Here is a 23,364-nt window from a genome sequence, read left to right as displayed (position 1 = left end):
GCCCCCGCGTCTCGTTTGCGCCGTCTCTCTGATAAGGTGCGCTTGTCCGATCCTAGCCCGACAATCGTCGCCGAACGCGACCGCTGCCGTCGCGCTGCGGCCTCCGATTGCCGCCCAACCGGGCCTGACTGGAAGTCTACGCCGTTCCACGGCGCAGACTCCCAGCCCGGAAACCGTCGCCGAACGCGACCACAGGGTCGCGCTGCGGCCTTCGTTTGCCATGGCGGGGAACGCTCCGATGGTGAAACAGCCGACACGGCCGTGGTACCGAGAGGTCGATCGCCAGCAGAGGAAGGTGTTCGCCGCCACCTTCCTCGCCTGGATGCTCGACGCGTTCGACTTCACCATCCTGACGTTCATCCTGATCGACATCCAGCAGAGCTTCACCGTCGACCGTGCGCTGGCCGGCGCGCTCGGAACCGTAACGCTGATGTTCCGGCTCGTGGGCGGGTTGGGGGCGGGCATGATGGCCGACCGCTACGGACGGAAGCTGCCCCTGATGCTGTCGATTCTCTGGTTCTCGCTGTTCGCGTTCCTGAGCGGCTTCTCGACGTCGTACGCGATGCTCTTCGCCTTCCGGGCGCTGTTCGGCATCGGGATGGGCGGCCCGTGGGCGGCCGGCATGCCCCTGGCCCTAGAGCAGTGGCCGGCGCGTCTGCGCGGACTGGCGTCCGGACTGCTGCAGGGCGGCTGGTTCTGGGGCTACATGCTGGCCGCCCTGACGTTCCACTACGTCTATCCCCTGTTCACCGGCCTGCCGGATCCACTCAGCGACGCCGACGGATCGACGCTCGGCTGGCGCGTGATGTTCTGGGTCGGGGTCGCGCCGGCGCTGCTCGTGCCCTGGATCCGGTCGGGGATCAGCGAGAGCCCGGTCTGGCTCGAACGCCAGCGCCACCTGCGGGAGGCAGGCACCGAGAGCGCGGCCGAGCGCGTGTCGATACTGCAACTGCTCCGGCCCGACCTGTTGTGGGCCACCGTGCAGGCGTCGATCCTGATGGGCGCGTTCATGTTCTCCTACTACTCGCTCAGCTTCTGGTACCCGACCTTCCTGCGCGAGGCGGGCCGCGAGCCCCTCGGCTACCTCCTCGCGTTCAATCTCGGCGCCGTCGTGGGAATGGCGCTCTGGGGACACGCCTCCGGGACGCGGCTCGGCCGGCGGGGCGCGGTGGCGGCGGCGGCTTTGACCGGCGTGGCGGCGATTCCGGCCTACGTCGGCGCGACGGGCGACGCGGGGCTCGCCGTCGGGGCGGTCGTCATGGGCGCCTCGGGGGGCGGCATCTGGGGGATGGCCCCCGCGTATCTCACGGAACGATTCCCCACCGCCGTGCGCGGCGTCGGTCCCGGACTCTCTTACCACGTGGGCGCGGCGCTCGGGTCGCTGACGCCCTTCGTCCTCGGACGGTTGCAGGATGGCGGAATGACCACCGGGTCGGCGATGATGGTCTGCATCGCGGCGTCCGGCCTGCTCGTGGCCGCGGTCGTCTGGCTGGGGCCCGAGACCCGCGGGCGCCGATTCACGGCGACCGAGGCGTGAGGCGGGCCGCATGGAACCGTTCTCTACCGGCAGCATGGAGAACGGCCGCGGGACGACCGCGGCAGACACTGGACGCTGGCCGGCAGACAACGAATCAACCACGGGAGCAAGAGATGTCGAAACAACACGGGCGGGCGCGTGAGCGCCTCTGGACGATAGTCGCGATGCTGGCCGCCTCGTTCGCGGGCGGCGCCGCGACCAACCTGTCGATGTCCGGCGGGGTGCAGGCGCAGGGGACGGCCGGCGTGGTCACCGCAACGCAGGTGAACCTGGTCGACGGCGCGGGACGGCTGCGCGGTGTGCTCGCCGGCAGCGACCCCGGGGGACTCGCGTCGATCACGCTCTACGACCAGGCGGGCCAGGTGCGCAGTACGTTCGGCGTCGAGCCCGACGGGACGCCGCTCATCCAGCTCAACGGCCCGACTGGAGAGACGCGGTTGCGCGCCACGGTCCAGGGCCGCGACGCCATCGTCGTCGCCGGGGCCGAAGCCGAGGGGCAGGGACTGTTCGGCGCGGTCCAGGGCCGGCCGATCCTGACCCTCGGCGACGGGGCGCGCGGTCGCCTGCAACTGCATCTGACGGCCGAGGGCCTGCCCCGCCTGGCGCTCGCCGACGGCGCCGGACAGGAAGCCGCATCGCTCACCGTCGGCAGCGACCACATGCCGCAACTGGCGCTCTCGGCCAACAACCGGCGACGGGCCGTCCTGACCGCGGTCGGCGACGCCACGGTGCTCAACCTCGGCGGCGCGGCCGGCACGCGCCTCGTCGCCGGCGTGGCGGAGGACGGCGCCCCGAGCATCATCTTCCTGGACGGGCAGGGGGCATTCATGGCCTCGCTCGGCGAGGTCGGTAACGGGCGCCTCGGATTCGTCGACGCCGCCGGCGAGGTCACCGACGTTACCTCCCGGTAGGACCAGCGGCGCGGCACGAGACGCGGGACCCGGCCACGAACTGGCGCTCTCCGACGTGCTATTCTGCGCGTCGCCGGCAAGCACCGGGCAAGCCGAGCGGCACCGGGTGTCGCCGGCGCGTTTCCAGGTTCTCTGCTGGCGTCTGGAGTTCGCACGCGAACGGCCAGAACGAACCCTTCGTGCAAGAGAGGTCAAGTCATGCGATTTGCCGACTTCCGCCGCGTTCTCTTCGTGCTGATCGTTCTGCTTCTAGCAGCCGGCGGCGCCGCCGCGCAATCGTCCGACGACGGCGAACGCCCGCGCCGCATCGCCCTGTGGGGATCGTCGGTCCCCAACGGCACCGGCGACGAGCTCAACCTCGGCGGCTACACCGGCCGCCTGCGCGAGCTGCTGGAGCCGTGGGGATGGGAAGTGCTGAACGTCTCGCGGGGCGGCGACAACACGATCACCATCACCCCGCGCTTCGAGCCGGAGGGCGAGCCGGACCCCGGCACGCGCTATCTGACGCCGGTCAATCCGGGCTACGTGGTCATCGCGCTGTCGCTCGGCAACGAGGGCATCATGCGCTGCCCGCCCGGTCAGCCGTCGCCCCGCTGCGCGGATTCGCGCGAGGCGGCCGACGCCGTCGCGCAACAGTTCGCCGACGGCCTGCAGCGTCTGATCGCTCGCGCCCGCGAGCGCGGCATCGTGCCGGTGATCGGGCTCACCTACACGCGCGGCGACTTCACCGAGGCGGAGTACGCCCACACGCGGGCCACGAACCTGCTGATCAACACCTGGGACGTGCCGAGCGTCAACCTGCTCGGGGCCATCGACGACGGCTACGGCCGCTGGGCGCGGGGCTTCTTCCCCGAGCCGATCCATCCCAACGCGGCCGGCCACACCGAGATGTTCCACGCCTTTGTACCCACCCTCTTCGATGCCCTCGAAGCCGGCAAGCCGACCCCGACCCGGTCTACCGCGGCCGGCTTCGCACGGGTGCGCGGCCGCGGACGGTCGCCGCTGACGCTGAACGTCGACCAGACCATGCGCTCGTTCGGCTTGACCTTCCAGGTACGGGCCGAGGGCGACGGCACCATCGCCAGCATCGGCGGCCAGACCGTCGGCCACGAGGTGGACTGGGTCACGGTTCCCTTCCGCCGCGCCGAGCTCGACTTCGAGGCGATGACGCTCACCCCCACCGGACGGCGCTTCCAGGCCACCATCGCCATTCAGAACGGCCGCTGGGTCTACACCTCCGCCAACGGCAACGCGGCCACGTCGCCGCAACCGGGCGCCGACGGCCAGTGGCATCACGTGACGCTGACCCACTACGTGGCGCGCGGCCAGACCCACTTCTACGTCGACGGACGGCTCGTCGGCACCATCGACGAGCGGCTGCAGCCCGACCGCTTCGTGCTCGGCGGCCCCGGCCCCGACTGGTCGACCGCGGTCCCCGCCCCGGCCGACTACAGGGACTGGATGGTGCACCGGGCGGGCCTGCACGCCGACGAGGTCGGGTTGCTGCACGCCGGCGGCCTCCTGCAGTCGAGTCTGGAGCTGTACGCGCCGCTCTCCGACGACCGGTTCGACAACCGGGCGCAGAGCCTGTCCGGAATCGCGGTCGACGGCCGCGCGGTGTCGGCGACGACCGAGGACTGAAGCGGGCGGCAAGCGCTGCAAGGGTAGCGAGAGAAGGAGAGGAGCGCGGGACGATGGGCAGGATGGTCGAGTTCGCGGCGAACGGGAAGAGCTCCGGCGGCTACCTGGCAACACCGGCGTCCGGTTCCGGTCCGGGCGTGATCGTCATCCAGGAGTGGTGGGGGCTCGTCGATCACGTCAAGGACGTCGCCGACCGCTTCGCCGGCGAAGGCTTCGTCGCGCTCGCGCCCGACATGTACCACGGCGAGACCGCCGCGAGCCCCGACGACGCCGGCAAGCTGATGATGGCGCTCAATATCGAGCAGACCGAACGGGACCTGCGCGGCGCTGTCGATTACCTGCTTGCCCGCGACGAGGCGACCGGCGACCGGGTCGGGACCGTCGGGTTCTGCATGGGCGGCCAGCTCTCACTGTTCGCCGCGTGCGCAAACGCGAAGGTCGGCGCCTGCGTCGATTTCTACGGCATCCACCCCAACGTCACACCCGATCTGGCGAGCCTGCGGGCGCCGGTCCTCGGATTCTTCGCCGAGAAGGACGGCTTCGTCACCCCGGAGGTCGCCCGCAAGCTGGAGGCCGACCTGCGGGCGGCCGGCAAGGAGGTCGAGATCACGATCTTCGAGGGCGCCGACCACGCCTTCTTCAACGACACCCGCGCCGAGGTCTACCACGCCGAGTACGCCGCCGAGTGCTGGACGCGGATGCTCGCGTTCTACCGGCGGCACCTGGCGTGACGCGTGCCGGGTGTCGTCGGATGCGGTTGACTGCGGCGAAAGAGGGCATCACCTCAAGGCGTATCCGGCGCCAGCAACGCACTGACGTCCCGCCACAGCTTGTCGAACGAGGGCGCTGCCTGCCGGGCGGCATCGAGGTCGAAGTCCTCCGTCAGGTTCGCCTGATCCCGAGTCGGACGGTATGAGCGACCGAAGGGCATCCGTGCGGTCAGCCACCTTTTTGCGTCTCTGATCCCTTCTGGATCGTCGGGTTGCGCCGCGGCTTCGTCAATGTCGCAGCGCCCGGCAATCGATGCCGTCGCCGCAAGGAACCACGCTTCGTACTCTGCCTTTGCGAGCACGACGCGAATCATGCGATCCGGTCGCGCAGCCCTGGCTCGCTCCAACAGCGCGGGACCAAGTTCTGCCGGGCAATCGTCGTCGGCGTCCAGCAGCAGTAGAATGCTCCCGTCGGTTCCAGTCATTCGAGCTGCCAACTCGACGGCCCGTTCCAGCTCTCCCTGCTTAACGACACCGTACCGGTCGACGCGTATCGGCGGGAGAATAGCGACGTCGGTAGCCGGGGCGACCGCCTCGGCGATTCGGCCTAGCAGAATCGGGACCGCGTCCATCTCGCCATGCCCCTCGACGATGGCAACGATTCTTGCCATCGCTCATGGCAGGACGTGGAACAGGTGAAGCTGTTCCGGTCGCAATTCGAAGACGCTCGGGTCAGGGCGCAGTTGATTCATGCGGAGGAGCTCGCCGGCGGTGTAGAGATGATCCCTGAGCGCAGACCGTCCTACTTCATCCAGAGGACCGATGCGACTCTCGCCATGTTCCGCAACAACCGCGATGATTGCATCGTCGGGTATCTCCCTGTTGTCCAGCAAATCGGGGCTGTGGCTCGTGACGAGGATCTGTGCCTGCTCCGCGGCGTCCTGGAGCCCGTCGATCAGAACTCCCGCGGCCGCCGGGTGCAGAGCGACCTCGGGCTCCTCTATACCGACGCATCGCCGAGTCGATTCCGCGCCGGCGAATCCCTGAAACAGCGCGACGAGCACACCCAGCGCGCGCAGCGTTCCGTCCGACATGCTGCTCGCAAAGAACCGCCACGGGTAGCGAGCCCCGCGCACCTCCTGCCTGAACTCCAGGGTCTCCTTGGGGCCGACAGACCTTTCGTCGACGCCCGAGATTCCGGAAACCACCTTGCCCAGGTACTCCTCGACCCGCTTCTTGACGTCAGGTGAACGGGTGCGCAGATTGGCAAGTACGCTGGCGATGTTACCTCCGTCCCGCTGCAGCAGATCGCCCGGGTCGGGCGACTGAAGCTCCCGGATCGCTTCGGGATTCAGGCTATAGAACCCCATGCCCACGAGCGCGTCATATACGGGTCTAAAAGCCTCGACACCCGAGACGTTCACGAGGTAGAGGCGATCATCGGCGGCGACGGGAGATGGGGACAGGGTGCTCTCGGCAACTCGCCCACGCTCGACCGAGTAGAAGTGACGCTCGCTGCCGTCGTATCGAGCGACGCGGCACTCCTCGCGTTGCACCTCGTACCCGCCGCGTGGCTTTGCGCCGACCGTGAACGCGTAGCTTGCCGCCGACTGTGCCAGACCGAGCTTGATGCCAATCCCGAAGTGATTGGGATGGCCCCCGGACCTCCGCCGAACCTCGCCGATCCCGCCTCTATCCCGCAGCGCGTGGTCGAGCGAAAACCGAACCGCATCGGCAACGAAACGCAGCGCGTCGAGGAAGTTGCTCTTGCCCGAGCCGTTCGGACCGACCAGAAACGTCAACTGCGCAGGCGAGACGTCACATGCGGCAATGCTCTTGTAGTTGCGCAGCACGACACGGGTCAGCAAACGACGATCAGCCTCCACGACGCCTCCGAGTCACGGCGTCCATTCTATGACGCCGCGCGGCCGGCCTCGCCGTCGGGTCACCGGAAGAGTACGTTGAGCACCTCCCCTTCCTGGTCGGCATCAAGCAACCCGATCCACGAATGCGTGAGCGAGCCTTCCGTGTCCACCAGCATCAGGGTCGGCGTGCCCGATGCCGGAAACCGCTCCGGGTCTGCGAAAACCACCGCGTCCGGCTCGAAGCCCTCCAACGCCAGGTAGTCGCCCATCCCGCGGTTGCGCGGCGGTGCCACCACGACAATCCGCACCCCGTCCCGCCCGTCCGCGCGCGCCTGCAGCCGCCGATAGAACGGCAGCGAGTCGTCGCAGTAGCGGCACGGCCGCTGAAGCGCCACTAGCAACGTCCGTGACGCGGCGGAGAAATCGATTTTGACCGACTCGCGCAGCCGAGAGCTCACCAGCTCGTAGGCGTCCACCGGTGAGACCAGTGGATGCGCCGCGTTCCACTCCTGTGCGCGAAGCTCGGCCTCTTCCAGTTGCACGGGGGTCATGCGCTCGGCAGCCGTGTCGCGCAGGCCGGCCGCCCGCTCCCGAACGTCGCCGTCGGCCCGCGACGCGGCGACGCTGAACCACACGTGCGCCGAAACGTCGTTTCGGTCCACGCCCCGACCCTCGGAATAGAGGATGCCGAGCTCGGTCTGCGCATACGCGTCCCCCTGCTCGGCCGCCTTGCGGTACCAGACGGCCGCTTGCGCTTCGTTTTCGGCGACGCCGGCGCCCAAGAGATAGCTCGACGCCAAGTCCAATTGCGCCTCGACGTGCCCCTGACCGGCAGCGCGGCGATACCAGGAGATTGCAATGGCAGGGTCTCGCGGCACCCACATGCCGGTTGAGTACATCCGGCCGAGCCTCCATTGCGACTCGGCGTCGCCCGCCTCGGCACCTTCACGCAACTCCGCGACGACACCCTCCTGGTGGTAGGCAATGAGAAGTTCGCGAACGAAATCCGGAGGGCGACAGCCCGTGACGCCGAGGACGACAAGGCAGACCGCAACGGACGCGACGCCGTAACAACGCCGAGATGGTCGTCTCATCTGACCTCCCTGCATTGTGACACGCCTTCTGCCGGCGCGATGCCGACTCCGAGAATGGCAGCGCAGGGTCAGGAAGACACGCGACGGGGGTCAGTTCACGACAGACAAATCCGCCCGGCTCCTCGCCCGTGGCCGGAGCGACGTCGGCATCGAACGATTGCCCGCAGGCGACCAACTCCCCTTACGGCAGCGCGAAGGTCAGGATCGTGTTGGTCGCGATCACCGTCACGTACTGCTTTCCGTTCACCTGGTAGGTCATCGGGCTCGACCGGATCGGACGCTGCGCCTGATACCGGAACAACTGCTCCCCGGTCGCCGCGTGGAAGGCGTAGAACGCGCCGTCGTCCGCCCCCTGGAACACGAGGTCGCCCGCGGTCGCGAGGTTGCCGCTCGCCCCGATGGGGCTGAGCGCGGGAAACACGGCCTGCCACGCCTCTTCGCCGCTGGCCGGCTCGTAGGCGGTCAGGGTCGTCGTGGGCGTGTAGGCGGGAATGCGGCTCAACTCCTCGAAGTTCGCGCTGTGGCCGTCGCCGTGCGGCCCCGGCTCGAGGCTGTCGCCGAGCGGCCGGACGATCATCGAGACCGCCGCGTTCTTGCCGGTGACGTAGAGCAGCCCGGTGCGCGGGCTGAACGCGGGCGAGCCGAAGCTCGATCCGCCGTGGGCCACGATCAGGTGCTCCTCGATCGAGTACGGCGTGTACATCGGCCGGCTCTGCGCCTGCAGCTCCGGATCGTCGAGGTGCACGTAGGTGGCGCAGAACGGCGTCATCTGCACGCCGCGCGCGTTGTAGGGGATCGGCTGCGTCGGGTAGACCACCTCACCCGGTACGTTGCTCTCGGTCGGCATCAGTGTCTCGACCATCGGGTTGATCGGCTCGCCGGTCTCGCGGTCCCAAAGATAGAGCAGGCAGTTCTTGCCGGCCGAGCCGACGCCGCGGATGGTCTCGCCGTCGGCGCCCGTGACGTCGAAGAGCACTGGTCCCGTCACGTGGTCCCAGTCCCACAGGTCATGGTGGATCGCCTGGTAGTACCAGCGCAGCGCGCCCGTCTCCAGGTCGAGGGCCACGGTGGAGTTGGTGAACAGGTTGGCCCCGGGCCGCGCGGACCCGTCGTAGTCGGGCGACGGGTTGCCGGTGTTGAAGTAGATGAGCCCGAGGTCCAGATCGATGGCCGGCTGCGTCCAGACACCGCCGCCGGCGCGCTGGCCGTCGCCCCACGTGTCCGCGGCAATCTCCCACCCGTCGTCCTGCGGGCGCTGCGGAATGGTGTTGAACACCCACTCGATGGCTCCCGTCGCGGCGTCGGTGGCGATCACCAGGCCGCCCGGGATATGCCCCTCCGATAGCGCGGCCCCGACGTAGAGCGTCCCGTCGTGGTACGCCGGTGCGGCCGTGATCCGGTAGCCCAGCTCGTGCGGGTCGAGAGTCGGCGGATAGGTGTCGGGATACCTGGTCTGCAGCGCCAGCCCGACGACCGGCAGCACGCCGCCGTCGCCGAACGACTCGACGAGCTCACCCGTCTTCGCGTCGGCGGCCACCAGACTCGGGCCGTTGTAGGCGTAGATCTTCCCTTCCGCATAGGTCGGTCCGCGAACCCGGTTGCGGCGCGCCTCGTTCAGCTCGAGGCTCCAGACTTCTTCTCCGGTAACCGCATTGATGGCGATCACGCTGGGCCCGGCGTGGAAGTACATCACGCCGTCGATCACGAGCGGCGTTACCTGGGCGATGTCGATGCCGGCCGCCACCTCGTAGGACCAGCGCTCGGCCAGCCCGCCGATCGTGTCCGTGTCGACCTCGTCGAGCGCCGAGTAGCGGCTGTTGTCGAGGTCGAGGTTGTGGCTCGTCCAGTTGGTCTGGCCACCCGCCGTGATGTTCGGCAGCTCGCCCCGCGTCGTTGTCCGCCCCTGCTGGCCGGCCGCGGACGACGCGCCCGCGATCAAGGCGACCATGGTCAGAACCGCCGCAAACGGTCGAATACGCACACGATTGAATGAGGTCATCTTTCGCTCCCTGGCCCTCATGATAGCCGCACGCTAGAATCGATATATGGAGGCCTTCGTGCCCTGGCTCACGCCCGCCCTGATCGTAGCCCTCGCCGCGTGGCTCCGATCGGATCTTCGCGACATGCGCCAGGAGATCAGGGACCTGCGCCGCGACTTCACGAACCTGGCCGAGCGTGTCGCCAGCCTGGCGGAACGGGTCGCACACGTCGAAGGCGCCCTGCTTCGGCCTGCAGCGCCCACCCGTGACGGAGACTGATCAAGCCCTGGAGAGCTAGCGGTCGGCAATCAGCGCGTCGTCGTGCAGGATTCCGAGCGCGCAGGTTGGACACTCGGGCACGTCCACGCCCGCCGCCAACGACCGCTCCCGGAGCAGCGCATAGGTCTCGGGAAACGGCTCGATGGTGTCTATCGGCCCCTGGGCGATGGTCACCGGCAGCCAGCCCCGTCCGTTGGCCGCATCCAGGCGGGCACCGTGGGCGAGCAGCAGCTCGATGACGGCGTTGGCGCCCCGGTTCGCCGCCCCGTGCAGCGCCGTGTTGCCGGCCTCGTCGGCGTCATGTACATCAACGCCGGCGTCGAGCAGCAGCGTGACCGCATCGAGCGCATCGGCTTCCGAACCGGCGCCCTGCCCCGCGTAGGTCGCGGCCCCTGCAGCCGCCATCAGCGCCGTCGATCCGCTCGCCGTGGTGACGCTCGTATCGGCACCGTGAGACAGCAGCAGGCGCATGAGCGGCACGTCCGCGGCGATGGCGGCGAGCAGGAACGGGGTCACTCCCTCCGTGGGGTACAGCGGCGAGGTCTGCGTGGCCAGCCGGACGCGCTCGCGGGACGCGGCGTTCGGGTCGGCCCCGGCGGCCAGCAACGCCTCGATGAGCGCGCCGCTGCTCAGGTTGCCGGTGGGGGATGGATCCGGCACGACGCGAAAATGCGGACGGTGCGCGAGCACGGCGGTATGGAGCGCGGTCCAGCCGACGCCGTCGGCGTTCGGATCGGCGCCGCGGTCCAGCAGCCACGCGGCCAGCTCGTAGTGGCGGTTGTCGATGGCGACGACCAGCGCGCTGGAGCCGTCCGGCGTCATGTCGTCGACATTCGCACCGGCATCGGCCAGGACGGCCGCGGCATCGAGATGACCGCCCTGAACGGCGAAGAGCAACGCCGAGAATCCGCGCGGCGCCGCCGCACCATCCGCCGCGCCGGCATCGCCGCCGGCCACCTCTCCGGTTGCAGCCGCTTCCACGTGTCCCGACCGGGCGTGGACATCCGCGCCGCGGGCAATCAGCTCCCGTACCGCCGCCGTGTGACCCTCGGCCGCGGCCCACATCAGCGCGGTCTGGCCGCGCCACTGCTCGGCCGCGTTGACGTCGGCGCCGTGATCCAGGAGGACTCGGACCGCCTCGACCTGGCCCGTGCGGGCCGCGGTCATCAGCGCGGTCTCCCCTTCCGGCTGGGCTTGGTTCGCGTCCGCCCCGGCGGCCAGCAGCCGGGCCAGCATCGGCGCGCTGCCGTTGAGGCTGGCCAGCGCGATCGGCGCCACCCCATAGCGGTTGATCGCCGTCACGTCCGCCCCGGCGTCGATCAGCAGGGCGGCGATGTCGCCGTCGTCGCGGTGGACCGCCCAGTGGAGCGCCGTGGTGCCGTCGATCTCGGGCGCGTCGACGGCTGCCCCCCGCTCGAGCAAGCTGTGCACCGCGGCCCCGTCGCCCTGCTTCACCGCCTCGATGAGCGGCGACTGGGCTGCCGCCGCGCCGGCCCCCGTGCAAAGCACGAGAGCCAGCAACCCGCTCACCAGACGCCCGCCCGTCGCGGCGGGCGCCGGATGCCGGGACGTCCCGCCGCTCTCGGTGCCTGCGCGGGATTCCTCCACGGCACACCTACACGCCGGACAGCTCGCGAAGCTGCCCGGTGCTGTCACCGATACGCTCGACCGGCACGCCGGCCTTGTCGAGCAGGCTCACGAGCAGGTTCGCATGCGGCGTCCCCGCGGGGTATGCCAGGTGCTGCCCGCCGGCGAGTCTGCCGCCGCCGCGCCCCGCGACCAGCAGCGGCAACGCGGTGTGGCTGTGCTGATTGGCGTCGCTGATGCCTCCGCCGTACATCACCATGGCGTGGTCCAGCAGCGTCCCGTCTCCATCCGGCGTCGACTGCAGCCGGTCGAGGAAGTAGGCGAACAGTTGGACCAGGTAGGTGTCGATGAGGCCGATCTTGGCGAGCCGCTCCGGATCGTACTGGTGGTGCGACGTGGCGTGGTGCGGGTCCGGCACGCCGATCTCCGGAAACGCGCGCTGGCTGGTCTCGCGTCCCAACTGGAACGTGAAGACGCGGGTCAGATCGGCCTGGAACGCCAGCACCTGCAGGTCGTACATCAGCTTGGCGTGCGCCCCGGTGGCGTCCGGCACCCCGAGCGGGCGCTCGGCGTCGGGCATGGCGGCGCTGTGCGCCTCGCTGCGCTGGATGCGCCGCTCGATCTCGCGCACCGCATCCAGGTACTCCGTCAGACGGACGCGATCCCGCGGACCGATCTGCAGCTCCAGACCGGCGATCTCCTCCGTTACCGAGTCGAGCACGCTGCGGTTGCGCTTCCGCAGGGCGTGGCGCTCTTCCGGCGTGGCGCCGTCGCCGAACATCCGATCGAACACGTTGCGCGGGTTGTGCTCGGCCGGCAGCGGCGTGCTCGGCGTCCGCCAGGAGAGCGAGTCGGTGTAGGCGCAACTGTAACCGCTGCCGCCGCAGGTGCCCATCCAGCCGGCCGGCTCCAGGCAGAGCTCCAGCGAACCGAGCGGGGTGTCCCGCCCGATCTCGGCCGCGGCGATCTGGTCGATGGTCGTCCCCGCGCGCACGGCGGGGCCTTCGCTCTTGAGCGGATGCGTGGCGTTCAGCCACGAGGAACCGGCGCGCGGGTGGTCGCCGATGCCGTCGCCCCACGGATTCGCCGGATCGTTGTCGAGCCCGGACAGCACCGTCACCGCGTCGCGGAAGGGGCCCAGCGGGGCCAGGGTCGGCGACAGCTCGAAGGCCTTGCCCTCCCCCTTGCTCTGCCACTGGAACATGTTCGCGCCGTTGGGGAAGTAGACGAACCCCAGCCGCCGCACCGGATTGGCCGCGGTCCGCGACAGCGCGGAGGCCGCGGGCACCATCGCGTCCAGCAACGGCAGCGCCAGCGCGGCGCCGGCGCCTCGGAGAAACGTCCGCCTGGGCAACGCCCGCTTCGTGATCAGCATGATTCCTCCCGCGCTCCTCTCCGAACCTGACCTGTCGTTGATCCGTCAGTCTACCGTCTCCGGCGCGGCGCCGGCCGACCGCCGCTGCCGGAACGGCACGCTCTTCACGATGCCGAGCACCAGCGCCGAGAAACGATGCTCCCCGGACGCCGCCTCGCGCACGATCCGCCGCACCGCCGGGGCGTCGGTGTACTCCAGGCCGCGCCCCAGCGCGTAGGTCAGCAGCTTCTCCGTCAGCGTCCGCAGGAACGGCTCCGGATTCGCAAGCAGCGCCTGCTTCAACGCCGCGACTCCCGTGAAGGGAGTGCCGTCGGGAAGCGCGCCAGAAACATCCAGCGGCGCGCCCGACCCGTCCGTCTCGCGCCAGCGGCCGACCGCGTCGAAGTTCTCCAGCGCCAGCCCCAGCGGGTCCATCAGCCGATGGCATGCCGCGCACGTCGGGTTCGCGCGGTGCCGCTCCATCGCCTCGCGCATCGTCAGCTCGCGGCCGTCGTTCGCGCTGGCCTCCAGCTCCGGCACGTCCGGCGGCGGGTCGGGCGGCGTCGTCCCCAGGATGTTCTCGAGAATCCAGATGCCGCGCTTCACCGGCGACGTGCGGGTCGACAGCGACTGCACGGTGAGCATGCTGCCCTGCCCCAGCAGCCCGCCCCGCATCGGATGGCCGGCGGTGCCGACGCGCCGGAAATGATCCCCGTATACGTGCGGGATGTCGTAGTGCCGCGCCAGGCGCTCGTTGACGAACGTATAGTCGGCGGCCAGCAGATCGATGACGCTGCGGTCCTCGCGGACGATGCTCTGGAACAGGAGCTCCGTCTCGCGGCGGAACGCGTGCCGCAGGTTGTCGTCGACGTTCGGAAAGCGCCGGAAGTCCGGCCGCGCCGCCGGCACGTTCCGCAGATAGAGCCACTGCCCGGCGAAGTTCTCCGCCAGCGCGTCCGCGCGCGGGTCGGCCAGCATGCGCCGCACCTGCCGCTCCAGCACGTCCGGATCGCTCAGCTCGCCCCGGTCGGCGAGGTCGAGCAGCTCATCGTCGGGCAGGCTGCTCCAGAGAAAGAACGACAACCGGGAAGCGAGCGCCGGATCCTCGACCGGGTATCCCCTGCCGGACGCTGCGTCCACCGGATCGAGCTCGATCCGGAAGAGGAACGACGGGCTGACCAGGAGCCGGGCCAGCGCCTGCTCGATGCCCCGCTCGAAGCCTCCCTCGCGGCGGCCCGCTTCGTAGAAGGGCAGCAGCACGCCGAGGTCGTTGGCGTCGACCGGGCGGCGAAACGCCCGCTGCGCCAGGATCGTCAGGACCTCCTCGGCGCACGCGCGCTCGGCTGCGCCTGCCGTCGCGGGCCGGCAGGTGAAGATGCGGTCCCGGCTCGGCGTGCTCTCCGGCACGGCCGGACCGTACGGCCCGGTGACGATCACCTCGCTGACGTACGGCAGATCGTGCGTCCGGTCGTGCTCCAGCAGCGCGCGCAGGAACGGGCGGCGCACGCGCTCGACCTGCGCCGCGGGGCGTCGAAGGAACGAGACGGCCAGGCGCCGCGGCCCCGCCTGCACCGGCACGCGAACGCGCAGATTGGCGTCACCCGGCTCCCGTGGACTCGCATCCCAATCGGAATCCCCGGTCGAGAGGTCCGTTCCAACGGTCAGCAGCCCGGCCCGCTCGCCATCGACCGCGAACTCCACCTGGTGCGGCTCGTTCAACCCCACGATGTCGCCGCCGTTGCCCGAGGCGCCGTTGCGGGCGAGGCGCGCCCGGATCTCGTACTCGCCGTCGACCGGAAAGAAGTGGTCGACCAGCGTGCCCCCGCGCGTGCCGAACGGAAGCCCGTCCAGGCGGTCGCGCTGGGTCAGCTCGGTCGATACGCGGTAGACGTCGGCGGTCACGGCAACGCCGGAATCGCTGGCCACGGCGAGCCGGCTGATGCGGTTCGCGGCGGCGAGATAGCTCTCGAGCAGGAGCGGCGAGAGGCCGAGGACGTCCCCGATGTTGTCGAAGCCGTAGCTGGACGTGTCCGGCGGCAGGAGCGACGACACGTCGACATCGAGCGCGAGCAGATCGCGCACCGCGTTGCGGTACTCGGCGCGGTTCAGACGATGGAGAACGGCCGGCCGGCCCGGATCGGGGTTGGCGGCGGCGGCCGCGTCGAGCCGGGTCTCCAGCCAGGTCGCGACCCGGTCGTAGGCCTGCGGGTTCGGCCGCGGCCGGCCCGCCGGGGGCATCGAACCGTTGCGAAGCCGCCGGACGACGTGCTCCCAGCGCTCCGCGTCGCCGGCGATCTCGCCGACGTCGAGCGCGTCGAACGCCAGCCCGGTCTCGCGGCCGACCGTCGAGCGGCGGTTGTGGCATGCCTGGCAGTAACGGCTCAGGACCGCTTCGACCTCCGCACCGCCGCCCGACGCACCTGCCGGGACGGCGGCGTTCTCGGGCTGCGCGAAGCCGGGTCGCGCCGTCGCCGGCCCCATGCAGGCAGCCAGCAACCCGACCACGACGAGAAACCGCTGTCCCAGGAGCCCGCGGCACAATCCCCGCTGCATCGCCCTCATTCTCCCGGCTTCCGCCCGGCCTCGGATCGCCGTCAGACGGATCGAGCCCGTCCGACAGCTCAGACGCCCGTCAGGTACCGCAACTCGCCGGTGCTGTCGCCGAAGTTCTCGGTCGGCACGTCCATCATGCCGAGCAGCGTCAGGTACAGGTTCGTCAGCGGCGTCTCGTCGGCGTAGCGCAAGTGGCGATTCCCCTCGAGCTGACCGGCCGCGCCGCCCGCGACCAGGATCGGCAGCTTCTGGATGTTGTGCAGGTTGCTGTTGCTCATCCCGCTGCCGTAGAGGATCGCCACCTGATCCAGCAGCGTGCCGTCGCCGTCGGGTGTCGCCCGCAGCTTGTCCAGATAGTAGGAGAGCAGCGACGTGTGGTAGACGCCGACCTTCGTCAGCTTCTCCAGACTCTCCGGCCGGTTCTCGTGGTGCGACAGCGCGTGGTGCGGATCGGGCACCCCGATCTGCGGATAGGTCTGCGCGGTCAGCTCCGGCGTCATCAGGAAGGAGATGACGCGGGTCAGATCGGCCTGGTAGGCCAGGACCTGCAGGTCGAACATCACCTTGACGTAGTCGTCGAACGAGGCCGGGATGCTCCCCGACGGCCGGTCCACCACCGGCAGCTCGCGGTCGGCATCCGCCTCGGCCCGCTGGATGCGGCGCTCGACATCGCGCACCGCGGCGAGATAGTCGGTCAGCTTGGCCCGATCCGCCGCGCCCAGCCCGTCCTGCAGCCGGGCCACCTTGCGGGTCACCGCGTCGAGGATGCTGCGGTCCTTGCGCATCCGCTCGCGCCGCGCCTCCGGGTCGGTGCTCGTGCCGTCCCCGAAGAGCCGCTCGAACAGCGCGCGCGGGTTGCTCTCCATCGGCAGCGGGGTCGTCGGCGTGCTCCAGGACAGCGTGCTGATGTACGCGCAACTGAAGCCGGCATCGCAGGCGCCGCCGAACTCCGGCAGCCCGATGCCCACCTCGAGGGAGGCGAGCTGCGTCTGCCGGCCGAGCTTCGCCGCCGCAATCTGGTCGACCGACACCCCCGCCTCGAAGTCGGCCCCCTCGGTCGGCTTCGCGTGCACGCCGGTCAGGAACGCGCCCGTGATGCGTCCGTGCCCCCCGGCCGGGTCACCCGGCATCTGCGCCGCCGGCGCGTGATCGAGGTTGGACAGCACCAGCAGGTTATCCCTGAACGGCTCCAGCGGCTTGAGGATCGGCGTGAAATCGAAGCCCGCCCCTTCCGTGGGTGGGGTCCAGTTCCGCATCACGGCGCCGTGCGGGACGTACACGAACCCCAGGCGCGGCTTCGGCCGGGCCGCCGTCCGGCTCAGCGCGGTCAGCGCCGGCACCATCCCGTCGAGCAGCGGCAGCGCCACCGCCGTCCCGAGTCCGCGCAGCACGGTGCGCCGGGGCAGCGTCTTCTTCGTGATGATCATGAGTCCGATCTCCTCATCTGGAACGGGAGGCTCCGGGCGACGCCGAGAATCAGCGACGACCAGCGGTAGTCGTTCGTTGCGGCCTCGCGCACTATCGCGCGGATGGCCGGCCGGTCGTAATGCTCCACCCCGCGGCCGAGCGCGTAGGTCATCAGCTTCTCGGTGACGGTGGTGACGAACTCCTCGCGCCGCTCCAGCAGGATGTCCCGCAAGCCCGGAAAACCGTCGAAGGCGGTTCCGTCGGGGAGCGTGCCGGAGGGGTCGATCGGGGCGCCGGCGACGCCGCTGTCGCGCCACTTGCCGACCGCGTCGAAATTCTCGAGGGCGAAGCCGAGCGGGTCCATCCGGGCGTGGCAGTTCGAGCACACCGGGTTCGCGCGGTGCGCCTCGAGCCGCGCTCGCAGGGACGTGATCGTACCGTCGTCGGCCCGCTCAGGCAGGTCCGGCACGTCGGGCGGCGGCGGGGGCGGCGGCGTGCCGAGGATGTTCTCCAGCACCCACTTGCCCCGCACGACCGGCGAGGTCCGCGTCGCCAGCGACGTCACCGTCAGGACGCTGCCGTGGCCGAGCAGGCCGCGCCGCTCCTCACCCGGCAGGTCGATGCGCCGGAAGCGCGATCCGTAGACGTTCGGGATCCCGTAATGCCGCGCCAGACGCTCGTTGACGAAGGTGTAGTCGGCGTCCAGCAGATCCACCACACTCCGGTCGTCCCGCATCTGGCTCTCGACGAACAGCTCCGTCTCGCGCACCAGCGCGTCCCGCAGGTTGTCGTCGAACCCCGGAAAGGCGTTCACGTCCGGGGACACCGTGCGCATGCGGCGCAGATGCAGCCACTGCGCGGCGAAGCTCGACACCAGCACGCCCGCCTTCTCGTCGGCGAGCATCCGCCGCACCTGCCGCTCGAGCACATCCGGATCCCCGAGGGTTCCCGTCTCCGCGGCATCCAGGAGCTCGTCGTCGGGGATGCTGCTCCAGAGGAAGAACGACAGCCGCGACGCCAGCTCGACGTCTGTCAGGCGGTAGGGTGTGACAGGGTCGATCCCCGCCGGGTCGCGCTCGATGCGGAACAGGAATTCGGGATCGACCAGCATGCTCTCGAGCGCCCGCTGGATGCCGGCGTCGAAGTTGCCCTCGTCGCGGCCCTCAGCATAGAAGCCGCGCAGCACCTCGAGATCGATCTCGTCGACCGGCCGGCGGAACGCCCGCCGCGCCAGCGTCCCCAGGATCTCGTCGGCGCACGGCCCTTCCTCCTCGGCCGTCGCGGGCCGGCAGACGAAGATGCGCCGCCGGCTGGCCGCCTCGCCGTCGCCGCCGGTGCCGCGGCCGAGCGTGTCGGGGCTGAAGGGACCCTCGATCTCCACGCTCTCGAGCGCCATCCGCTGGACGTATCCGCGGCCGGTCGAGAACGTCCAGATCGGCAACCGGCTCGGCGCCATCCCCTCGGTCACCGCCGTCCGCTTCGTGAACGACACGCTCACCACATGCGTGCCGGCGCGGGCCGGGAAACGGACCTGTAGAGGCTCGCCGGGCTCCACCACGCGCGCCGCACCGGGATCCGCACCCTCCGGCCAACTGCCGACCCGCAGCAGTGCGCGCCGGGCGCCGTCCACCCGCACATCGATCTCCTGCGGCTCGCGCCGGCCGCCGCCCTGCAGACCGATGCGGACGAGGTACTCGCCGTCGAGCGGGAAGTGGTGCCGGACCGCCGCGCCGCCGCGCGAGCCGAACGGCAGATCCTCGCTCATGCGATCGTCCTGCACCAGCAGGGTCGACAGCGGGTAGCGCACCGCGTCGGCCTCGATGGTCGGATCGCCCACCGCCAGCCGCGCGATCCTGCGCGCCGCCGACATGTAGCGCTCCAGCAGCCCCGGCGCCACGGTCAGGATGTCGGCGTTGTTGTCGAAGCCGTAGGCCAGGTCGTCGGCCGGCAGCATCGTCGCCGTGTCGATCTCCAGATCGAGCAGGTCCCGAATGGCGTTCGTGTACTCCAGCCGGTTGAGGCGATGGATGGTGGGCCGGCCGGGATTCGGCCGGTCGGCGGCAGCTCCATCCAGGGCGGACTCCAGCCACATCGCGAACGCGCCGTAGGTCTCGGCGTCGGGCCGCGGCCGGCGCGGGGGCGGCATGGCCTGCGTGCGCAGCTTCTGGAGAACCTTCTCCCAGACCGCCGCATCCGCACCGACGTGCGCAACGTCGACGCCGTCGAGGGCGAGGTTACCCGTCAGCAGACGCTGGTTGTGGCAGGTGACGCAGTAGCGGTCGAGCACGGCTCGCCAGGTCGCGGCGTCGGGTGCCGACGGCGCCCCGTGCGCCTGCACGGCCGGCTGCGCGGGCGAGGCCGCAGCGCGGGGCGCCTGGGCCGCCGCGGGCGTGGCGAAGACACACAGGACGAGCGCGAGTCCCGTCACGAAGGCCGTGGCCAGCCCGGTTGCCCTCGCCATCATCGTCTCCCGCTGCCGGACTCCCCCGGCCGTCACCGAATCGGTCCCTCGTTGAAGATGTCGATGAAGCTCTCGGTCGTCTCCGCGCTGCCGAGCGCGCGCAGCAGATCGGCGGTGCTTCCCCCGCCGAGGCCCGGCAGCAGGATGTGCCCACCCCCCTCGGCGATCATCAACGGCGTGATGCCGCGCTGATCCGCGACCTGCACCGTCGCCCCGTGATCGACGAGGAGCTGCACGGCCGCGTCCGAGCGGATGTGCGCGGCGCCGTGCAGCGCCGAGCGGCCGACCGCATTGGTCGCGTCCACGTCAGCGCCCAGATCGAGCACGAACTGCACCGCATCGAGCGTGTCCGGCTCGGTCACCCGCGTCTCCGCGGGAACCCGCCCGAGACCGGATGCCACCATCAGCGGCGTCGTCCCCTCGTCGGTCGCCAGCCGCGTGTCGGCGCCGGCCGCGACCAGCGCGTCCATCACCGCCACGTTGGCGTCCATCGCGGCGAGCAGGAACGGCGTGGCCCCGACGATGCTGACGCGGAAGCGCTGGCTCGCGAACCCGAACTGCGGCGGGTGGTTGACCAGCCGCACGTCGGGATCCGCGCCGTGCGCCAGCAGCGCCTCGACCAGCTCCAGCTTGCCGTCGCGCACCCCGTTCAGCGAGCGCCACTCCTCGTCGCGCGCCGTCTCGATGCCGCGCAGGCTGCCGGTCAACTCCGAATGCCAGGAACCGGCGGCCCAGTGCAGCGGCGTGTACCCGGCGTCGCCGGCATTCGGGTCGGCCCCCTGGTCCAGCAGGAACATCGCCAGCCGGGTATGTCCGCGAACCGTGGCGACGACCAGCGGCGTGGCGCCGCCGGGGGCGGTCGCGTTGACGTCGGCCCCGGCGCGCAGCAGCAACGCGACGAGCTCCGGCTCGTCCTCGCGAGCCGCGATCGCCAGGGCGGTGAACCCGCCCGCCGTGCGCGCATGCACATCGGCCCCCTTGTCGACCAGCGCCCGCACGACCTCCGTGTGCGCCTCGGCCGCCGCCCACATCAGCGCCGTCTGGCCCTGCCAGGTCTCCGCCGCGGAAGGGTCGGCGCCGGCGTTCAGCAATGCACGCACCGCATCGACGTTCCCCGTGCGGGCGCACGTCATCAGCGGCGTCTCGCCCGTCGAGCGGGCCGCGTCGGCGTCCGCGCCCGCATCGAGCAGGCGCATCACCATGCGCGCGGACCCGTTGTCGCACGCCAGCGACAGCGGGGTCACGCCGTAGTCGTTGGCCGCATCGATGTCGGCCCCCGCGCGCAGCAGTCGATCGGCCAGCGGCAGAGAGTCGTTGTAGGCGGCCCAGTGCAGCGCGGTCGCCCCGTCGGCGGCCGGCGCGTTCACGTCGGCCGACGTCCGTAGAAGTGCCTCGACCGCCCCCATGTCCCGCGCCCTTACGGCGTCGATCAGGAAGCCTTCGTTCGCACCGGCGGACACGCTACCGGCAGACAGCACCAGAACGAACGCCAGTGCGCATGCGTTTCCGATGACTCGCATCATCACCTCTCGACGCCGTTCGCGGCGCCTACCCGTATCGACGCCCCGACCCGACAATCGTCGCTTGTGGCTCCGCTTGCCACCCGATCGGGCCTGACCAGGAATCTGCACCGTTCTACGGCGCAGACTCCCAGCCGTCCCGGGTCATGCGCACCGTCTAGTTCGCCAGCGGATGCGGCCGGATCTGGAACTGGACGATCTCGCTCGTCGCCCCCTTGCCCCCTTCGAGGTGGAACGGCGATCCGGTGTTGAAGCTCGACCACACGCCGCGCCCCTTCCAACCGGCGTCCGGATCGTCGATCCGGCCGTCGAGGCCGCGGCTGTAGAAACCGAGCGGATACGGCACGCGCATGATCACCCACTCGCCGCTGTCCGGATCGAGTGCGAGCAGCGCGTCCGACGTGGTTCCCGTCGCAATGGGTGTGTTTGCGCCGAGGCCGAGCGTGTCGAACTGATCGACCCAGTTGTAGTAGTGGTAGTCGGCGTTCGCGGAGCCTTCGAAACCCTTGAACGTCGGTCCCGGCGTCGGATACAGCGTCCATCCCTCGCGGCAGTGCTGCCCGGTGGCGTCCGGCCCGTTCAGGACCGCGCACTTGGTGCGATCGAAGCTGGCGAGGTGGCCGCTGCCGCCGAGCGCCGTCCAGATCACGCCGTTGCGGTCCACGTCGATGCCGCGCGGGCCGTAACCCCACCCATTCGGGTCGGCGGGATCGTACGGCGGTTCGTAGACCTCCGAGATGCAGGTCTCGGGCGGATTGTCGCCGAGCTCCAGCCGGACCAGCCGCCCCGGCACGTCGAAGCGCCGCGTGATCCAGACCGATCCGTCCGGATGCGGTATCACCCCGTAGGCGCGCTTGAACTTGTCGAGGCTCCCGATGCGGGTGTCGCGCGACGGGTCGATCTCGACGTCGCCGTTGTAGTCCGGCTCGTTCCACGGCTTCGTGATACGGCCGTCGCCATTGGTGTCGATGACGGTCGGGCACCAGCCCTGCGACGCCCGCTCGTCCCCGGTCTCGTCGTAGAGCCGCGTGTTCAGCCACCCGATCGCCTCGGTCGAGCCGCTCAGCCAGAGCGTGTCGTCCGCGTCGTCGGCGAACTGCAGGTGGTGCGTGAAGTAGCAGGTGTCGATCAACTCGAACTCGCCGGTCTCCGGGTCGTAGTAGGACACCTGGCGCGACTCGGCGCGGTGCTGGATCGGGTAGTACTGCGCGAACGGGTGATCCGAGCCCTCCAGGCACCAGTCGGGCACGTCGTTCGGCCGGACCGCCTGCGTGATCCAGAGGCGCCCCTTGTCGTCGAGCATCGGGTTGTGGGCGCTGCGGCTCTGCAGGCCGGCAGGCGGCTCACCGGCCCAGTAGAGCGACGGGATCGCCGTTGAGGATCCCTGATAGGAGACGTTGCTTCTCGGCCGCTCGATGCGGGTCGGCAGGTCCATGCGGACCGACGTGTGGGTGCGCGGATCGGTGATGACGAGACCCGCCCCGCCGACCCCGTAGATCGGTCCGTTCGCGTTGAGCGTCGGGTTGCGCTTGTCGGTGGTGATCTCGTCGTGGACCATGCCGCGCGGATGGCCCCACTTCCACATGCTGAGGACGAGGTTGCGCTCGCGCCCCTGCGGCCGCGGCGGCACCGGCGGCAGCTCGCCGGCGGCGATCCGGTCGCTCCAGTCGGCGTACAACTGGAGTGCGCGCGGCCGGCCCATGCGGTTGATCTCGACCGCCATCGCCGGTCCCGCTCCGCCGGCCCGGATGCGGTACTCCCACGCGTCTTCGGCCGAGTCGAAGTCGTCCAGATCGAGCATCGGCATCTCGCGCGTCGCCTTGTTCCCGAGCTGGTGGCAGAGCTGGCAGCCGTCCTTCAGGCGGTCGACCCAGTCGGCCTGCGTCCGCATGGCGGTGCCGATGCCGTTGCCGCGCGGGCCCGTGCCCGGAAAGTCGCTCGCCGGCGGCACCTCGAGCAGCGAGTACCAGTAGTTGGCCGGATAGATCTCCGCCGCCTCGTGCGGCGACGAGGCCACGGTGGCGGTCAGGGCGAGATCATCGCCGGGCCGTGCGGAAGTCCTCTCCGAATCGGCCAGGCCGTAGCCGCGCACCCACACTTCATAGGCGGCGTCCGGAAGGTCCGGCACCAGAAAGCGCCCGTCGTCGTCGGTCACGACGATCTTCCGGAAGCCGGTTTCGAAATCCTGCGTCTCGGCGATGACCCAGACACCCGCCTCGGGACCCGCCGCGCTGGTCACGACGCCGCTGATGTCGTCGTCCTGGGCCGCCACGGGAGGGCCGAGCACCGCGAGAGCCGCCGCCAGGAACGCCGCCGCCGCATACCCGCCGATCATGCGCCGCTTCGTGCTCATGTCGTCCTCCTGCGTCCGCCGGAACAGCACCGCCTGCGTCGACACACTTCGGCCGCGCAGACTCCCAGCGCTATTGTGCAGTCTGGCGGCCGGGCGGACAACCCCTAAATCAC

16 protein-coding genes are annotated in these 23,364 nt (G+C 70.3%); 5 read left to right on the top strand and 11 right to left on the bottom strand.

The window, feature by feature from the left end; genetic code table 11:
* Positions 1-220 precede the first annotated feature (220 nt).
* The 4 genes from F4X11_13225 to F4X11_13210 all read left to right on the top strand — a co-directional run bounded on the left by F4X11_13225 (position 221) and on the right by F4X11_13210 (position 4,820).
* Positions 221-1,537, top strand: a complete 1,317-nt coding sequence (locus tag F4X11_13225; protein MYN65975.1) for an MFS transporter — start codon at positions 221-223, stop codon at positions 1,535-1,537.
* A gap of 113 nt (positions 1,538-1,650) precedes the next feature.
* Positions 1,651-2,448, top strand: a complete 798-nt coding sequence (locus tag F4X11_13220; protein MYN65974.1) for a hypothetical protein — start codon at positions 1,651-1,653, stop codon at positions 2,446-2,448.
* A 198-nt stretch (positions 2,449-2,646) separates the two neighbouring features.
* Positions 2,647-4,089, top strand: a complete 1,443-nt coding sequence (locus tag F4X11_13215; protein ID MYN65973.1) for a hypothetical protein — start codon at positions 2,647-2,649, stop codon at positions 4,087-4,089.
* Between the two features lie 53 nt (positions 4,090-4,142).
* Entirely contained in the window at positions 4,143-4,820 is a 678-nt protein-coding gene (locus F4X11_13210) for a dienelactone hydrolase family protein (GenBank protein ID MYN65972.1), read from the top strand.
* Between the two features lie 53 nt (positions 4,821-4,873).
* On the opposite strand, the gene F4X11_13205 is transcribed toward F4X11_13210, so the two are convergent.
* The 4 genes from F4X11_13205 to F4X11_13190 form a co-directional block, all read right to left on the bottom strand.
* Positions 4,874-5,470 (bottom strand): DUF4276 family protein, encoded by a 597-nt coding sequence (locus F4X11_13205; protein MYN65971.1) that lies wholly within the window; start codon positions 5,468-5,470, stop codon positions 4,874-4,876.
* Positions 5,471-5,473: 3 nt separating this feature from the next.
* A complete protein-coding gene (locus tag F4X11_13200) occupies positions 5,474-6,685 on the bottom strand; it encodes an AAA family ATPase (protein ID MYN65970.1) in 1,212 nt (403 codons plus the stop codon).
* A 59-nt stretch (positions 6,686-6,744) separates the two neighbouring features.
* Positions 6,745-7,773 (bottom strand): sel1 repeat family protein, encoded by a 1,029-nt coding sequence (locus F4X11_13195; GenBank protein ID MYN65969.1) that lies wholly within the window; start codon positions 7,771-7,773, stop codon positions 6,745-6,747.
* Positions 7,774-7,939: 166 nt separating this feature from the next.
* Positions 7,940-9,778 (bottom strand): PQQ-binding-like beta-propeller repeat protein, encoded by a 1,839-nt coding sequence (locus tag F4X11_13190; GenBank protein ID MYN65968.1) that lies wholly within the window; start codon positions 9,776-9,778, stop codon positions 7,940-7,942.
* Positions 9,779-9,803: 25 nt separating this feature from the next.
* On the opposite strand from F4X11_13190, the gene F4X11_13185 reads away from it, so the two are divergent.
* On the top strand, positions 9,804-10,016 hold the full coding sequence (locus tag F4X11_13185) for a hypothetical protein (protein MYN65967.1): 213 nt from the start codon (positions 9,804-9,806) through the stop codon (positions 10,014-10,016).
* Positions 10,017-10,031: 15 nt separating this feature from the next.
* Here F4X11_13185 and F4X11_13180 read toward each other — a convergent pair whose 3' ends face one another.
* The 7 genes from F4X11_13180 to F4X11_13150 all read right to left on the bottom strand — a co-directional run bounded on the left by F4X11_13180 (position 10,032) and on the right by F4X11_13150 (position 23,251).
* Complete coding sequence (locus tag F4X11_13180) at positions 10,032-11,672, bottom strand: hypothetical protein (GenBank protein MYN65966.1); 1,641 nt, start codon at positions 11,670-11,672, stop codon at positions 10,032-10,034.
* On the bottom strand, positions 11,632-12,978 hold the full coding sequence (locus tag F4X11_13175; protein ID MYN65965.1) for a DUF1552 domain-containing protein: 1,347 nt from the start codon (positions 12,976-12,978) through the stop codon (positions 11,632-11,634). The genes F4X11_13180 and F4X11_13175 overlap by 41 nt, the downstream gene beginning before the upstream one ends.
* Before the next feature lie 45 nt (positions 12,979-13,023).
* A complete protein-coding gene (locus F4X11_13170; GenBank protein MYN65964.1) occupies positions 13,024-15,519 on the bottom strand; it encodes a DUF1592 domain-containing protein in 2,496 nt (831 codons plus the stop codon).
* A 59-nt stretch (positions 15,520-15,578) separates the two neighbouring features.
* The gene (locus F4X11_13165; protein ID MYN65963.1) at positions 15,579-16,937 is read right to left on the bottom strand and encodes a DUF1552 domain-containing protein; all 1,359 of its coding nucleotides are present in this window, start codon (positions 16,935-16,937) and stop codon (positions 15,579-15,581) included.
* The gene (locus tag F4X11_13160) at positions 16,934-19,381 is read right to left on the bottom strand and encodes a DUF1592 domain-containing protein (protein MYN65962.1); all 2,448 of its coding nucleotides are present in this window, start codon (positions 19,379-19,381) and stop codon (positions 16,934-16,936) included. The genes F4X11_13165 and F4X11_13160 overlap by 4 nt, the downstream gene beginning before the upstream one ends.
* 29 nt (positions 19,382-19,410) lie before the next feature.
* Positions 19,411-20,901 (bottom strand): hypothetical protein, encoded by a 1,491-nt coding sequence (locus F4X11_13155; GenBank protein MYN65961.1) that lies wholly within the window; start codon positions 20,899-20,901, stop codon positions 19,411-19,413.
* A 154-nt stretch (positions 20,902-21,055) separates the two neighbouring features.
* Positions 21,056-23,251 (bottom strand): carboxypeptidase regulatory-like domain-containing protein, encoded by a 2,196-nt coding sequence (locus F4X11_13150; GenBank protein ID MYN65960.1) that lies wholly within the window; start codon positions 23,249-23,251, stop codon positions 21,056-21,058.
* Positions 23,252-23,364: the final 113 nt, after the last annotated feature.

The sequence above is a fragment of the Acidobacteriota bacterium genome, assembly GCA_009861545.1.
In the GTDB taxonomy this organism is placed as follows: domain Bacteria; phylum Acidobacteriota; class Vicinamibacteria; order Vicinamibacterales; family UBA8438; genus WTFV01.
The sequence above is the reverse complement of the archived record's forward strand: the minus strand, read 5'-3'. Positions and strand labels throughout refer to the sequence as shown.

Bases quoted from the DNA above. Each gene is read 5' to 3' on its own strand.
- F4X11_13225 (MYN65975.1), top strand. From the start codon at position 221: ATGGCGGGGAACGCTCCGATGGTGAAACAGCCGACACGGCCGTGGTAC.
- F4X11_13220 (MYN65974.1), top strand. From the start codon at position 1,651: ATGTCGAAACAACACGGGCGGGCGCGTGAGCGCCTCTGGACGATAGTC.
- F4X11_13215 (MYN65973.1), top strand. From the start codon at position 2,647: ATGCGATTTGCCGACTTCCGCCGCGTTCTCTTCGTGCTGATCGTTCTG.
- F4X11_13210 (MYN65972.1), top strand. From the start codon at position 4,143: ATGGGCAGGATGGTCGAGTTCGCGGCGAACGGGAAGAGCTCCGGCGGC.
- F4X11_13205 (MYN65971.1), bottom strand. From the start codon at position 5,470: ATGGCAAGAATCGTTGCCATCGTCGAGGGGCATGGCGAGATGGACGCG.
- F4X11_13195 (MYN65969.1), bottom strand. From the start codon at position 7,773: ATGCAGGGAGGTCAGATGAGACGACCATCTCGGCGTTGTTACGGCGTC.
- F4X11_13190 (MYN65968.1), bottom strand. From the start codon at position 9,778: ATGAGGGCCAGGGAGCGAAAGATGACCTCATTCAATCGTGTGCGTATT.
- F4X11_13185 (MYN65967.1), top strand. From the start codon at position 9,804: ATGGAGGCCTTCGTGCCCTGGCTCACGCCCGCCCTGATCGTAGCCCTC.
- F4X11_13175 (MYN65965.1), bottom strand. From the start codon at position 12,978: ATGCTGATCACGAAGCGGGCGTTGCCCAGGCGGACGTTTCTCCGAGGC.
- F4X11_13170 (MYN65964.1), bottom strand. From the start codon at position 15,519: ATGAGGGCGATGCAGCGGGGATTGTGCCGCGGGCTCCTGGGACAGCGG.
- F4X11_13165 (MYN65963.1), bottom strand. From the start codon at position 16,937: ATGATCATCACGAAGAAGACGCTGCCCCGGCGCACCGTGCTGCGCGGA.
- F4X11_13160 (MYN65962.1), bottom strand. From the start codon at position 19,381: ATGATGGCGAGGGCAACCGGGCTGGCCACGGCCTTCGTGACGGGACTC.
- F4X11_13155 (MYN65961.1), bottom strand. From the start codon at position 20,901: ATGATGCGAGTCATCGGAAACGCATGCGCACTGGCGTTCGTTCTGGTG.
- F4X11_13150 (MYN65960.1), bottom strand. From the start codon at position 23,251: ATGAGCACGAAGCGGCGCATGATCGGCGGGTATGCGGCGGCGGCGTTC.